Origin of the sequence: Streptomyces sp. NPDC005303 (genome assembly GCF_040607335.1) — a bacterium.
Taxonomy (GTDB): domain Bacteria; phylum Actinomycetota; class Actinomycetes; order Streptomycetales; family Streptomycetaceae; genus Streptomyces.
Map to the genome: position 1 here is coordinate 116,001 of NZ_JBEXGM010000011.1, position 13,794 is coordinate 129,794.

General features: G+C 71.1%; 12 protein-coding genes and 1 pseudogene. 3 read left to right on the top strand and 10 right to left on the bottom strand.

Annotated features, from left to right (window positions below):
* Positions 1 to 215: 215 nt before the first annotated feature.
* The 9 genes from ABZT93_RS18375 to ABZT93_RS18415 all read right to left on the bottom strand — a co-directional run bounded on the left by ABZT93_RS18375 (position 216) and on the right by ABZT93_RS18415 (position 9,950).
* Positions 216 to 1,019: an HAD family hydrolase gene (locus ABZT93_RS18375; protein ID WP_356105579.1), complete on the bottom strand. Its 804-nt coding sequence runs from the start codon at positions 1,017 to 1,019 to the stop codon at positions 216 to 218.
* On the bottom strand, positions 1,016 to 2,293 hold the full coding sequence (gene serS / locus ABZT93_RS18380; RefSeq protein ID WP_356105581.1) for a serine--tRNA ligase: 1,278 nt from the start codon (positions 2,291 to 2,293) through the stop codon (positions 1,016 to 1,018). The genes ABZT93_RS18375 and serS overlap by 4 nt, the downstream gene beginning before the upstream one ends.
* Before the next feature lie 530 nt (positions 2,294 to 2,823).
* The gene (gene pheA, locus ABZT93_RS18385) at positions 2,824 to 3,756 is read right to left on the bottom strand and encodes a prephenate dehydratase (protein WP_356105583.1); all 933 of its coding nucleotides are present in this window, start codon (positions 3,754 to 3,756) and stop codon (positions 2,824 to 2,826) included.
* Between the two features lie 68 nt (positions 3,757 to 3,824).
* A complete protein-coding gene (gene efeB / locus ABZT93_RS18390) occupies positions 3,825 to 5,102 on the bottom strand; it encodes an iron uptake transporter deferrochelatase/peroxidase subunit (RefSeq protein ID WP_356105585.1) in 1,278 nt (425 codons plus the stop codon).
* Between the two features lie 8 nt (positions 5,103 to 5,110).
* Positions 5,111 to 7,042, bottom strand: a complete 1,932-nt coding sequence (locus ABZT93_RS18395; RefSeq protein WP_356105588.1) for a copper resistance protein CopC — start codon at positions 7,040 to 7,042, stop codon at positions 5,111 to 5,113.
* 13 nt (positions 7,043 to 7,055) lie between these two features.
* A complete protein-coding gene (locus ABZT93_RS18400) occupies positions 7,056 to 7,508 on the bottom strand; it encodes a copper chaperone PCu(A)C (RefSeq protein WP_356105591.1) in 453 nt (150 codons plus the stop codon).
* Positions 7,505 to 8,161 (bottom strand): SCO family protein, encoded by a 657-nt coding sequence (locus ABZT93_RS18405; RefSeq protein WP_356105594.1) that lies wholly within the window; start codon positions 8,159 to 8,161, stop codon positions 7,505 to 7,507. Before ABZT93_RS18405 ends, ABZT93_RS18400 begins: the two co-directional genes overlap by 4 nt.
* A gap of 78 nt (positions 8,162 to 8,239) precedes the next feature.
* On the bottom strand, positions 8,240 to 8,977 hold the full coding sequence (locus ABZT93_RS18410) for a YcnI family protein (RefSeq protein ID WP_356105597.1): 738 nt from the start codon (positions 8,975 to 8,977) through the stop codon (positions 8,240 to 8,242).
* A 124-nt stretch (positions 8,978 to 9,101) separates the two neighbouring features.
* Entirely contained in the window at positions 9,102 to 9,950 is an 849-nt protein-coding gene (locus ABZT93_RS18415; protein ID WP_356105600.1) for a hypothetical protein, read from the bottom strand.
* A gap of 230 nt (positions 9,951 to 10,180) precedes the next feature.
* On the opposite strand from ABZT93_RS18415, the gene ABZT93_RS18420 reads away from it, so the two are divergent.
* The 3 genes and pseudogenes from ABZT93_RS18420 (at position 10,181) to ABZT93_RS18430 (ending at position 12,498) form a co-directional block, all read left to right on the top strand.
* Entirely contained in the window at positions 10,181 to 10,621 is a 441-nt protein-coding gene (locus ABZT93_RS18420; RefSeq protein ID WP_356105603.1) for an ATP-binding protein, read from the top strand.
* A gap of 79 nt (positions 10,622 to 10,700) precedes the next feature.
* A pseudogene (locus ABZT93_RS18425) lies at positions 10,701 to 11,655 on the top strand (intradiol ring-cleavage dioxygenase).
* Between the two features lie 9 nt (positions 11,656 to 11,664).
* The gene (locus ABZT93_RS18430) at positions 11,665 to 12,498 is read left to right on the top strand and encodes a triphosphoribosyl-dephospho-CoA synthase (RefSeq protein ID WP_356105606.1); all 834 of its coding nucleotides are present in this window, start codon (positions 11,665 to 11,667) and stop codon (positions 12,496 to 12,498) included.
* 24 nt (positions 12,499 to 12,522) lie between these two features.
* Here the strand turns inward: ABZT93_RS18430 and ABZT93_RS18435 are convergent, their stop codons facing one another.
* Positions 12,523 to 13,770, bottom strand: coding sequence for an MFS transporter (locus ABZT93_RS18435; protein WP_356105609.1), 1,248 nt, complete (start codon positions 13,768 to 13,770; stop codon positions 12,523 to 12,525).
* Positions 13,771 to 13,794 lie beyond the last annotated feature (24 nt).

Consider the following 13,794-nt stretch of genomic DNA (forward strand, 5'->3'; position numbering starts at 1 on the left):
GCGGCCCGGGGACCGGCTGGTGCTGACAGACGACTGGAGCGAGACCGGTGAACAGGCCTCGCCGTCAGGGCCATGGTCGAGGAGCGCGGCGCTGAGTGGGCCGGTCGCACCGTGATCGTCGATCAGCTCGGCCCCGGCGCCGAAGCGGCAGTGGGACCAGTACACGCGCTGCTGTCCTTCGACGAGCTCCCCGCCCTGCGGACGCCCCGTAGCCGTCAGCCGAGCAACCGCTCCAGCACCACAGCGATCCCGTCCTCCTCGTTGGAGGACGTCACCTCGTCGGCCACCGCCTTGAGCTCCTCGTGCGCGTCCGCCATCGCCACGCCGTAGGACGCCCAGGCGAACATCGGGATGTCGTTGGGCATGTCGCCGAAGGCGATCGTGTCCGCGGCCTTCAGCCCCAGGCGGCGGGCCGCCAGGGACAGACCGGTCGCCTTCGACAGGCCCAGCGGGAGCAGTTCGACGATCCCCTCGCCCGACATCGCGACCGTGACGAAGCCGCCCGCCGCCCGCTGGGCCGCCTCGGCCAGTGCGTCGTCCGACAGCTTCGGATGCTGAATGTAGATCTTGCTCAGCGGGGCGGCCCACAGGTCCGCGACATCGGTGAGCGGAATCGACGGCAGCGCGCCCGTCACCGCGTATCCCGCGCCGACCAGCACCTCCCCGTCCAGGCCGTCCCGGCTCGCCGCCAGATACAGCGGACCGACCTCTGCCTCGATCTTCGCGAGGGCCACGCCCGCCAGTTGCCGGTCCAGCGTCACCGACGTCAGCAGACGGTGCTCGCCGGCGTCGTACACCTGCGCGCCCTGCCCGCAGACCGCGAGACCGTCGTAACCGAGGTCGTCGAGGATGTGCCGGGTCCAGGGGACCCCGCGGCCCGTCACGACGATGTGGGCGGCGCCCGCCGCGGTGGCCGCGGCGAGCGCGTCACGGGTGCGCCGGGTGACCGATTCGTCGGAGCGCAGGAGCGTCCCGTCGAGGTCGGTCGCGATCAGCCGGTACGGAAAGCCGCCACTCACTTGGCGACCGGCTCCAGCAGCTCCCGGCCGCCCAGGTACGGACGCAGCACCTCGGGAACGCGCACCGAGCCGTCGGCCAGCTGGTGGTTCTCCAGGATCGCCACGATGGTCCGCGGTACGGCGCACAGCGTGCCGTTGAGCGTCGCCAGCGGCTGGACCTTCTTGCCGTCCCGCATACGGACGGACAGGCGGCGGGCCTGGAAGCCGTCACAGTTGGAGGCCGAGGTCAGCTCGCGGTACTTGCCCTGGGTCGGGATCCACGCCTCGCAGTCGTACTTGCGGGAGGCGGAGGCTCCGAGGTCGCCCGAGGCCACGTCGATGACCTGGAAAGGCAGCTCGAGGCCGGTGAGCCACTGCTTCTCCCAGTCCAGGAGCCGCTTGTGCTCGTTCTCCGCGTCCTCGGGGGCGACGTAGGAGAACATCTCGACCTTGTCGAACTGGTGCACGCGGAAGATGCCCCGGGTGTCCTTGCCGTAGGTGCCGGCCTCGCGGCGGAAGCACGGCGAGAAGCCGGCGTAGCGCAGCGGCAGCTTGTCGGCGTCCAGGATCTCGTCCATGTGGTACGCGGCGAGCGGGACCTCGGAGGTGCCGACCAGGTAGTAGTCGTCCTTCTCCAGGTGGTAGACGTTCTCCGCGGCCTGGCCGAGGAAGCCGGTGCCCTCCATGGCGCGCGGGCGGACCAGCGCGGGAGTGAGCATCGGAGTGAAGCCCGCCTCGGTGGCCTGCGCGATCGCCGCGTTGACGAGCGCGAGCTCCAGGAGCGCGCCGACGCCGGTCAGGTAGTAGAAGCGCGAGCCGGACACCTTCGCGCCGCGCTCGACGTCGATGGCGCCCAGCGCCTCGCCGAGCTCCAGGTGGTCCTTGGGCTCGAAGCCCTCGGCGCCGAAGTCGCGGATGGTGCCGTGCGTCTCCAGGACGACGAAGTCCTCCTCGCCGCCGACGGGGACGTCGGGGTGGACGAGGTTGCCGAGCTGGAGCAGGAGACGCTTGGTCTCCTCGTCGGCCTCGTGCTGTTCGGCGTCGGCCGCCTTGACGTCGGCCGCCAGCTGGCCCGTCTTCTTCAGCAGCTCGGCCTTCTCGTCCCCGGAGGCCTTGGGGATGAGCTTGCCGAGCGCCTTCTGCTCGGAACGCAGCTCGTCGAAGCGGACGCCGGACGACCTGCGCCGCTCGTCGGCAGACAGGAGGGCGTCGACGAGGGCGACGTCCTCTCCACGGGCGCGCTGGGACGCGCGCACTCGGTCGGGGTCCTCACGGAGCAGGCGAAGGTCAATCACGCGGTCAAGGCTACCGGTGCGGGGATACGGCCCACGACTCACTATTCCCAGCCGCACCGGATCACGCCTTACGTACCGTTATGGGTGAATTGCGAAGCGTGTCAATGAAAGGTACCCCGATCCCCGGGACGAAGCAGGGGCCGGGAGTCGGGTTGACTCGACTCCCTTGCGGAGAGCGGGACTTGGTCCGGGGTTGTCCACAGGAATCCACACCCCTCAAGAAGTTATCCACAGGGTGTGCGGGGGATCTGTGGATTTCGGAATTGATCACTCCGAAACTTGGGGATCACGCCGAGGATTCCCGGCGCAAACTTGCATTTACCCCTACTTTCGAGTGGAAAGTGGTCACTCCAAAGGGTTATCCAAGGGAAAAGAATGGACGAAGGGTGATGTGCGCGCCTGTGAACAGCGGAGGGCGCTGCAGGCCGATTTGTCGACAGGTTCGCGCTTCGGTGTCGACTTGTCCCCAGATCGAGATGCATGCCTGTGGATAACTTCTGTGGATAACTAAAATCTGCAGGTAAGACAGGTCAGAAACGCCCGTCCTGGCATCGGGCCACCCAGTCCGAGGCCGCCATGAACTCCTCGTCCGAGGTGCCGGTGAGCGGCGACCGCAGGTCCGACCGTTCCTTGTCCGCACGCGGGTACGACCCGAGGAAACGCACCTCGTGGCAGATCCGCTTGAGCCCCATCAGCGCCTCCGCCACCCGGCGGTCGGTGATGTGGCCCTCGGCGTCGATGCAGAAGCAGTAGTTGCCGATGCCCGCGCCCGTGGGCCGGGACTGGAGCAGCATCAGGTTGATACCGCGGGCGGCGAACTCGCCGAGCAGGTCGCGCAGTCCGCCGGGGTGGTCGTCGCGCTGCCACAGCACGACGGAGGTCTTGTCCGCTCCGGTCGGGGCGGCGGGCCGGGCCGGGCGGCCGACCAGCACGAACCGCGTCTGCGCGTTCTCGGCGTCGTGGATCCCGGTCTCCAGGGCCTGAAGGCCGTACCGGGCGGCCGCGAACTCGCCGGCGAAGGCCGCGTCGTACTGGCCGTCCTGGACCAGCCGGGCCGCGTCCGCGTTCGAGGCGGCCGACTCCCAGTGGACGTCCGGGAGGTGCTTCTTCAGCCAGTTGCGCACCTGCGGCTGGGCGGCCGGGTGTGCGGAGACCGTCTTGATGTCCGCCAGCTCGGTACCCGGCCTGACCAGCAGTGCGAAGGTGATCGACAGCAGCACCTCGCGGTAGATCATCAGCGGGGCGCCCGCGACCAGTTCGTCGAGGGTGGTGGTGATGCCGCCCTCGACGGAGTTCTCGATCGGCACGAACGCGGCCTCGGCCTCCCCCGAGCGCACCGCGTCCAGCGCGGACTGCACCGACACGTACGGGATCAGCTCACGGGTCGCCGCCTCGGGAAGTGTCCGCAGCGCGACTTCGGTGAAGGTCCCCTCAGGGCCGAGATACGCATAGCTCGCTGGCATGACCTCACCCTAATGGCCCTTGTGGAAGGGGGCCCACGCGTCTCACGACCGGGTGAACCCGCGTGACCTCACCCCTCCAGCAGCCCCTGCCCCACGTACTCCCCCCGCGCGGCGCCGCCCGGCACCGCGAACAGCCCGCTCGACTCGTGCCGGATGTACTGGGAGAGCGCGTCGCCGCGGTCGAGCTTGCGCTGGAGCGGGACGAAGCCGCGCAGCGGGTCCGCCTGCCAGCAGACGAACAGCAGCCCCGCGTCCGGTGCCCCGTCCGCGTCGATGCCGTCGTGGTACGAGAACGGGCGGCGCAGGATGGCCGCGCCTCCGTTCTGGTCGGGCCGGGTGATCCGGGCGTGCGCGTTGATCGGCACCATCGGATTCCCCTGGGCGTCCGTCTTCTCCAGGTCCATCGCGGTCGTCTCGGTGCCCCCGGACAGGGCCGCGCCGTTCGCCTTCCGGCGCCCGATGACGGCCTCCTGGGTCCCCAGGGACAGCTTCTCCCAGTCGTCCAACAGCATCCGGATCCGTCGTACGACCGCGTAGGAGCCGTTCGCCATCCACGCGGGTGTGCCGGATTCCGGGACGAAGACGCGCTGGTCGAAGTCGGGCTCGCTCGGTTTCGGATTGCGCGTGCCGTCCAGCTGGCCCATGAGGTTGCGGGCCGTCATGGGGTGGGCCGTGGCTCCGGGGGTGCGGTTGAAGCCGTTCATCTGCCAGCGGACCTTCGCCGCGCTGCCCGCGTCCTTCTGGACCGCGCGCAGGGCGTGGAAGGCGACCAGGGCGTCGTCGGCGCCGATCTGCACCCACAGGTCGCCGTTGCTGCGGGTCTTGTCGAGCTGGTCGGAGGAGAAGTCGGGCAGGGGGTCGAGGGCGACGGGCCGCTGCTTCTCCAGTCCGGTGCGGGAGAAGAAGCTGTGTCCGAAGCCGAAGGTCAGCGTCAGCGAGGAGGGCCCGGCGTCCCGGGCGACATCCGTGTCGTGCGACCCGGAAGCCTCTCCCGCCATCAGCCTCCGAGCCGTCTCGGACCAGCGGCGCAGCAGCGCGGCGGCCTCCTTGCGGCCGGCGCCCGCCGCCAGGTCGAAGGCGACGAGGTGGCCGCGGGCCTGGAGGCCCTCGGTGATGCCGGGCTGATGTTTCCCGTGAAACATCACCTCCTCGCTGCCGACCGAGGTCAGCGGAGTCGCCGCGGCGGGCGCGGCGGCGTACCCCGCGGCGCCGCCGGCCGCTCCCAGGACGAGCCCGGTGGCGCCGGCGGTGCCGAGCAGGGCCCGGCGTGAGATGCCCTCGCGAGAAGCGGGGCCCTCCTGCGCCGAGGCGCCTTCGTCGACGACGGGGAGGGACTGTTCAGCCATGGTGCGGTTCAGCCGATCTGCGCGTTCTTGGAGACGGTCGTCTGGTCGATGTCGGAGGTCCGCACGGTCACGGCGACCTTCCAGTCGCCCGCCATGGGGATCTGCACGTTGCTCGCCGACCAGTGGCCCGTGGCGATGCGGTCGGGGGTGATGGCCAGCGGCCCGATCTTCTTGGCCTCCAGGGTGAGGGCGACCTTCACCTCGGGGATGTCGAAGGCTCGGCCGTTGGGCCGCTGGACGTAGACGTGCATCTCGTTGCCGCCCACGCGCGCGGGGTCGAAGTCGACCGTCACGACGCCCTTGCCGTCCGTGCCGCCGGTGTCGAAGGACATGTCCAGGGTCAGCGCCCCGGAGGTGCCCGACGCGTCCGAGGAGGACGAGGAGGAGGCCGCCTTGGCCGCCTTGGCGTCCTCCTCCGTACGGCCGGGCTCGGTCTGGGTCAGTACGGTCGTGACCGCCAGCAGGACGACCGCGACCCCGGCCTCGGCGAGCACCGAGCGGCGCAGCCCGAACCGGTTCGGATCCGCGTCCCGCGTCCGCTTCTGCCGCGCGGCGTCCATCGCGGCCTGCTGTCGGGCGAGCTGAGCGGCACGCTTGGAGCCGGCGGCGCCCTTGGAGTCACCCGCCCCCTTGGACTTGCCGGAGCCGGAGCCGGAGCCGGAGGCATTCGCGGCGACCCGCTCCTTCTGCTGCGCCCGTTTGCCGCGCTGCACCACCGTGTCCGCGAGCTGTGCCGTCCACCGCCGCGAGACGAACGCGATGCCGACCAGCAGCGCCACCAGCCCGATCTTGACCAGCAGCAGCTGCCCGTACCGGGTCTCGGTGAACGCCGACCAGGAGCCGAGCTGCCGCCAGGACTGGTAGACGCCGGTCGCGACCAGCGCGACGACGCTGCCGAAGGCGACCTGGGAGAACCGTCGTACGGCGGCCGACTCGATCGGCGCGTCGGAGCGGTACAGCGCGACGAGCAGCGCGGTCAGCCCGCCGAGCCAGGTGGCGACGGCCAGCAGGTGGACGACGTCGACGGGCATCGCGATGCCTGCCTGGAGGCCGACCGAGGCGTGCTCGGCCATGGCCCAGCTCGCCGCGAGTCCGGCCGCGACGACGGTCCCGCCGATCGCGAGCCCGAAGGTCAGGTCCCGCTTCTCCTCGTCCTCGCGTTTGTCGTAGGCCCCGAAGAGCACGGAGATGAACAGGGCCGCCGCCGCGAGCAGCAGCAGCCGGGAGACGAGGGCCGCGCCCGCCTTGGTCTGCAGCACGTTCCCGAGCAGGTCCAGGTCGAAGATGTCGCCGACCTTCCCTGAGCCCGTGTAGGAGCCGCGCGCCAGGAGCAGCAGCAGGGTGGCCGAGGTGAGCGTGAGCCAACCGCCGACGACGAGGCGCTGCATGGGCCGTACCCCGGCGCCACGCTGCCAGCAGCCGAGCACGAAGGCGGCGCCGCCGACCAGGACGATGAAGCCGGCGTACGACATGTACCGCCCGAAGCCGTACAGCCAGCCGACGACCCCGCCGCCCGCCGTGTCCCCGGAGACGGAGACCGAGGTGGTCGAGGGGGCGCCGATGGAGAAGGTGAAGGCACCGGCGACGGGATGGCTGTCGGCGGAGACGACCTGGTAGGTGACGGTGTAGGTGCCGTCGGGCAGGCCGCTGTGGAGTTTCACGCCGTACGTCGTACCGCTCGCCTCGAACGGCTTGCCCTGCTGGACGGCCTTGCCCTTGGGATCGAGGACGCGCAGCGAGTCGTTCGACAGGGCGACCTTCTCGGAGAAGGTCAGCGAGACCTGGTCGGGCGCCTTGTCGACCACCACCCCCTGCTGGGGGTCGCTGCCGGTGAGCGCGGCGTGCGCGGAGGCCGGCCCGGCCGTGGTCAGCAGCAGGCCGCACGCGGCCAGGAGCAGCAATACCAGGGTCCGGACGCGGGGGGCGATGGTCTGCGTCAAGGTGATCCCTCCCTCAGTGTCCGGTCTTCGGGACGTAGGTCGCCGACTTCACCGGCATCTTCACGACGACGGGGTCGGACTGGGCGAAGTGCAGTTCGACGGTGACCGTCCGACCCTGCTTCGGGGTCTGCTTCAGCTTGTCGAACATCAGATGGTTGGCGCCGCTTTTGAACACGAGTTGACCGTGGGCCGGGACGGGGAGGCGGGAGACCTCCTCCATCGCGCCGCCGGTGGTCTCGTGCATGGTGACCTCGCCGTCGTCGCTGGTGACCGAGGTCAGCTCGTCCTTCGACGAGCCGGAGTTGGAGATGGTCAGGAACCCGGCGGCCATGTCGGCGGAGACGGGCTGCGGGATGTAGGCGCCGGAGACGGTGAGGCCCCCGGAGGAGTCGCCGGAGTCCGAACAGCCGGTCAGCAGCAGGGCCGCCCCCGTCAGGACGGCGAGCCCGGCGAGCGTTCGTTTCACGGGTTCTGCCCCTTGATGAGCTTGGGCAGGTCCTTGGTGTAGTCGTCGACGGTGGCGTCCTCGCCGTAGAGGACGTATCCCTTGTCGGTCTTCGGGGAGAAGGCGACGACCTGGGTGCCGTGCACCGAGACGGTCTTGCCGGTCTTCTTGTCCTTGTGGGTCGGCTCGATGGAGATGCCGAGGGTGCGGGCGCTCGCCTGGATGGTGGCGAAGTCGCCGGTCAGGCCCACGAACTGGGTGTCGATGCCCTTGAGCCACTTGCCGAGCTCGGCGGCGGTGTCGCGGGTCGGGTCGGTGGTGACGAACACGACGGTCAGCTTGTCCTGCTCGGATTTGGGGAGCTGCTTCTTCGCGACGGCGATGTTGTTCATCGTCAGCGGGCAGATGTCGGGGCAGTGGGTGTAGCCGAAGTAGATCAGCGTCGGCCTGCCCTTCGTCTCCTTGCGGAGGTCGTACTTCCCGCCCTTGGTGTCGGTGAGGACCAGGTCCGGCTTCTCGAACGGCTGGTCGAGGATGGTGGCCGCCTTGTCGGAACCGGCCTCCTCCGAGACCACGGAGACGGGCGAGGAGCTGTCGTCACCGCTGCCGCAGGCGGAGAGCGTCAGGGTTGCGGCGGCGATCAGCGCGGCCGCGGCGAACGTCTTCTTACGCATATCAAAATGTCCCAGATGTAAGTTTTTCGGTGTGCGCCGGGGTCGTACGGACCCCGGCGCGGGTCCCGCGAGTGCAGGTCAGGCGTCGTTGCGCCGCCGGCCGGCGAGCACGCCGTAGGCCACGCCCAGGGCGCCGACGGCGATGCCGACCACGCCCAGGACGCGGGCGGTGGTGTCACTGCTGTCTCCGGCGGCGGCCTCGGTGGTCGCGGCGGCGTTCTCGGTCTTGGCGTCCGCCTCCTCGGCGGTCGTCGAGCCGTGGTGGCCGTCCTCGGAGGCCGCGGACAGGGCGAGCACGGGAGCCGGCGTCTCGGGCTCCTCCGCGCCGTCCTCCTGGACCTCGATCCAGCGCACGACCTCCTTGTTGGAGTACGTCTGGATCGCCTTGAAGACCAGTTCGTCGGCGTCCTCGGGCAGAGCGCCGACGGAGACCGGGAACTTCTCGAAGTAGCCGGGCCGGATGCCGCCGTCCTTGCCGGTGGCGGTCCAGGTGACCTTGGAGACGGCCTCGGTGATCTGCTCGCCGTGCAGTTCGAGCGGCTTGGCGAGCTTGGACTTGGTGACCTCGATCTTCCAGCCCGGCATCGGCTCCGGCATGACCGAGGCCAGCGGGTGGTCGGCCGGGAAGTTGACCTCGAGCTTGGTGGTGGAGGCGTTGTCGCGCTCGTTGGGGACCTTGAAGTCCACGACCGCGTAACCGCCCTTGGCGGCGGTGCCCTCGGCGGCCACGCTGACGTGCGCGAAGGCGGGCGAGGACAGGACGACGACGGCGGTGGCGGCGACGGCGCCGGTGGCGGCGAGACGAGAAGCCTTCATGAAGAGCACTCCGCTTCGAAAGGGATTCCGGTGAAGAGGGATACGCGTGCGCACACGCGCGTGCCGCACGACGGCGGCCCCCATGTCCAGATCCCTCGGGAAGTGGAGCGGTGGTCGCGTCGCGTCAGGCGGCGAGAACGAGCGGGGTGGCGGCCGGTGGGCCGCGCCTGATCACCGAGTGCTGGAGAGCCGCCGTACACGGTCGGGGCGGCGTGAGGGAGGCCGACAGCGGGGCGCGCGGCCCGGCCTCGGGAGCCCCTGGCAGGCCCGCGCGCAGGGCACGCACCAGTGCGAGCGCCCCGCGCAGGGACCGCACGAGCGCCGCTTCCGCGACCGAATGCGCCGAGCAGCTGGACAGTTCGGCCAGCCGCAGCAGCGCCAGGTCCCCGCGCCGCAGCAGCCACCCGGCGGCGACGGCCGCGAGGACGTGGCCGAGGACCATCGGCAGGGACGGCCAGACGGAGTAGCCGGTCATGGCGGCCGCGGAGTGGTCCACCGCGGTGGCGCCCGTGCCGGGGTGGAGCCCGGCGTCGGTGAGGATCTTCTGGGCCTGCGCCGGGCTGATCGCCGCGGCGGTGGTCCCGCACAGCAGCCGTGCGGCCTGCTGGACCAACGTGGCGTCAGGCACCGACTGCGACGACATCGACGACACGGACGACGGCATCGATGACATGGACGACGACATCGAAGACATCGCCGTCGTGCCGTGCTGCCCGAGCCCGAACAGCACATGCAGCACGCTCTGTCCGGCCGCGAGCAGGGTGGCGATCCCCGCCAGTGAGCGCTCGCGTCCGGCAAGGGGTGCCACGACGAGAACGGCCCCGACGAACCCAGCGGCGAGCGTCCACAGCGGGACCGTGGCGCAGGAGGCGATCGAGTGACCGGCCGCGGCCAGCACGACGCAGACCGCGGCGAACACCGCGGCCCGCAGTACCCGGAGATCTCCTCCGGAGCGCGCGTGGGGGGCAGTCATGGCGGGCTCATCATCGCACTGGGCCTATCAGCGCCATACGGCAGGTCCACAAGATGACGTACGGGGTGTACGACCGGAAGGTCACTTCTGACCCGAGCTGCCCCACATACACCGTGTGTTGCTCCGTATGTATCCCCCATATGGGCGGCATCACGTCAACGATGTGCTTACACCGGGGCACGCGCGGCAATACGTAACGGTATGTCGAGCCGCGGCCGGGAGGCTGGAGCATGAGCATCTGGTGGTCACTCCATTTGCGGCGCGAGGCTGCGAGCGTTCCGCTCGCCCGGCGTCTGCTGCTCGGCACCATGGAGACCGCGGGCGTCGACCCGGATGTCTCCTACGATCTCTCCCTGGCCCTCAGCGAGGCCTGCGCCAACGCCGTGGAGCACGGCGGGGAGAGCGGACCGCAGGACTCCTCGGCGGCCTACCGGGTCACCGCCTACCTCGACGGCGAGAAGTGCCGTATCGAAGTCACCGACTCCGGGCCGGGCTTCCCGCCCGTGCGACCCCGCCTCACCCCCGTGGAGGCGGAGAACGGCCGCGGCCTCTGTCTCATCCACGAACTCGCCGACCACGTCCAGATCGGCAACAAGCCGGGCCGTGGCGCCGTGGTGAGCTTCGACAAGATCCTCAAGTGGCGCAAGGACGCACCGCTGATGGCGGTGTGAACCGGGGACCGCAGCATCCTCAGGTTGCGCACAGCGTCCTCCCAAGGTCCTGACGGACACGATTCCTACGTTCCTGGTCATGACGGGAAACCACAGGAACTCCAGCATCACCCGGCGCCGCGCCCTCGTGGTGACCGGCGGAACGGTCGCGGCGGGCGGCCTCGCCGTCACCGGCTACCAGTCTGCCTTCGCCGACAGCGCCGAGGCGACGGCCACCGCCTCGGCGACGGCCACCGCCTCGGCGACGGCCACCGGCGCCTGCATGACGCTCATGTCGAGCGTCACCGAAGGGCCGTACTACCTCGACGGGGCCCTGGTCAGGAAGGACATCACCGAGGGCAAGAGCGGTGTTCCGCTGACGCTGCGGCTGACCGTCGTGGACGCCACCGACGGCTGCACCCCGGTCAAGGGCGCGGCCGTGGAGATCTGGCACTGCGATGCCTGGGGCTACTACTCCGGCTACACCACCGCCAACCCAGGCGGCTCCGCGCCCGCGGAGAGCGAGGACGGCTCGACCGCGAACGACAACACCTACCTGCGCGGATACCAGATCGCGAACGCCAACGGGGTCGTGAAGTTCGAGACGATCTTCCCGGGCTGGTACACCCCGCGCACCTGCCACATCCACGTGAAGGTGCACACCGGCGGCGAGAAGGAGGACGGCACCTACGAGGGCGGCAAGGTCAACTACACCGGCCAGCTGTTCTTCGACGACACGGTCGCCGAGCAGATCTTCGCCCTGGAGCCCGCCCTACTCCCGGCACTCCGGCAGCTACACCACCCTCGACGACGACATGGTCTACGACGGCGGCGGCGCCTCCAGCGGCCTGCTCACCCTCGAGGTCGTGCGCAAGGCCGACCCGTCCAAGGGCTACAAGGGCTCCCTGGCCCTGGCCATCGACCCGGATGCCGAGAACACGGGCGCGGGCAGCGGCGGCGGGGGAGACACGCCCCCGAGCGGCGCCCCGACGGGCGAGCCCCCGAGCGGCACTCCGTCCGAAAGTGCCAGTCCCTCGGCCTCCGCTTCCTCGTAAGGTACGGCCATGAGCAGCCGCGAGGACGAGGCGCTGGCTCTGGCCGCCGTGGACGCGCTGACCGGTCAGCTGGCCCTGGCTCCCAAGCCGGGTCTGCCCGACCCGCGCGACCTCGGCGCCCGCGCCACCCATGAGGACCACTGTTCGCTGCGCTGGTCGGCCAAGGCGCTCGCGCCCGGCCTCACGGCGATGGCCGCCGCCGCCCGTCGCACCGGTGAGCCCAGCCCCCAACTGCGTGCGGAGCTGGGCGCGATCGGCCGGTGCACCGAGCATTCGGTCGGCCTGGCCGGCGGCGGCCACCGCGGCGCCCTGTGGACCCTCGGTCTGCTGGTCGCCGCGGCCGCCCTCGAACCGGGGGCGCGGTCCAAGGACGTGGCCACGACCGCCAAGAAGATCGCCGCGCACCGCGACAAGCGAGCCCCGCGCCGGGCCTCCAGAGGCTCCTCGGTGTCCGCGAAGTACGGCGCGGCGGGTGCCCGGGGCGAGGCGCGGGCCGGATTCCCGCACGTACGGCGGGCGTTGGACGCGTTGGCGGCCTCCCGCACGGCCGGTGCCGACGAGTCCGAGGCCCGCCTGGACGCCCTGCTCACCGTGATGTCCACCCTCCAGGACACCGAACTCCTCTATAGCGCGGGCCCGTTGGGTCTTCGACACGTCCAGGCGGGTGCCCGCGGGGTCCTGGAGGCGGGCGGCACGACGACCGACGCCGGCCGCGAGGCCCTGCTCGCCCTCGACGCCGACCTCCACACGCGTGCGTGGAGCCCTCGCGGCAGCGCGGGGCTGCTCGCGGGGGCGCTGTTCGTGGACGCGCTTCCGGTCACAGTCGGCCCAAGGGCCGCCTGACATCGGTCGGTCGGCGAGCGTCGGTCAGTTCGCGAGCGCGGGCGCCTCGACGCCCCTCCCCGGGGCGCCCGTCCGCGACACACGGTCCGCGGCCCGCCTGGTCGCCGGTCCCATGGCGTACGACGCCACGAGCGTCGCCCCGCCGAGCAGCAGCCACCCCGGCGTACCCCACTCCACCAGCAGCGTTGTCAGGACGAGCGGCCCCAATGTCCGGGCCACCGTCACCCCGGTCCCGAAGAAGCCCTGGTACTCGCCGACCCGCTCGGCCGGAGCCAGGTCGAAGGAGAGCTGCCAGGACCCGGCCGACTGCCCCATCTCGGCCACCACCTGCAGCACGGCCCCGACGACCAGCGCCCCCACGGCCACCCAGGGCGAGGCCCCCGCCGACAGCGCGAACACCGCGCAGGCCGCCAGCATGACCCACCCCGACCGCCGCACCGCGCGCGTGGCCGACGCGAGCCCGGTCACCCCGCGGGCCATCCGCACCTGGAACACCATCACGGCCCCGGTGTTGAGCACGAAGAGCGCCGAGACCAGCCAGGTGGGAGCCGCGGTCCGCTCGGCGACCCACAGCGGAATCCCCAGGCTCAGCAAGGGCATCCGCAGCAGCAGGACGGTGTTCAGCAGGGTGATCACGGTGTACGGCCGGTCGCGCAGCACCCCGGAGCCGTGCCGCTTCTCCACGGCCACGCGAGGCGCCACGGACGGCAGCCGCAGCAACAGCCCCGCACACACCAGGAAGCCCACCGCGTCCACCGCGAACACCCCGAGATACGCCGCCCGCGTCCCGGCGTGCAGCGCCAGTCCGCCGAGCCCCGCGCCGACGGCCAGCCCGGCGTTGAGCGTCGCCTGGAGGTGGGCCAGCAGCCCGGTCCGCTCCCCGGCGGACACCAGCCCCGCGAGCAGCGCCTGCCGGGCCGCCGCGAGCCCCGACTGCGCGGAGGCGTAGGCGCAGGCCGCCAGGACGAACGGCACGAAGTCCCGCACCACCAGGAAGGACGCCACCGCGAGCCCTGTGGCCAGCGCCAGAAGCACCGCCGTACCGCGCGCCCCGCGCCGGTCCGCGAGCCGGCCGAGCGGCACTCCCACCACCGACCCGACCGCCCACCCGACGGTCAGCCCGAGCCCCACGCGCGCGGGGTCGAGCCCGACGACGTGCGTGAAGTACAGCGCCGACGTCACGTAATAGGCGCCGTCCCCGACGGAGTTGCTCAACTGGGCGAGCGCCAGGACGCGTTGCGGCCCCGCGGGCGGGACGAGTGAGTTCGTCATGGGAACGACGCTAGAAGCACGGTG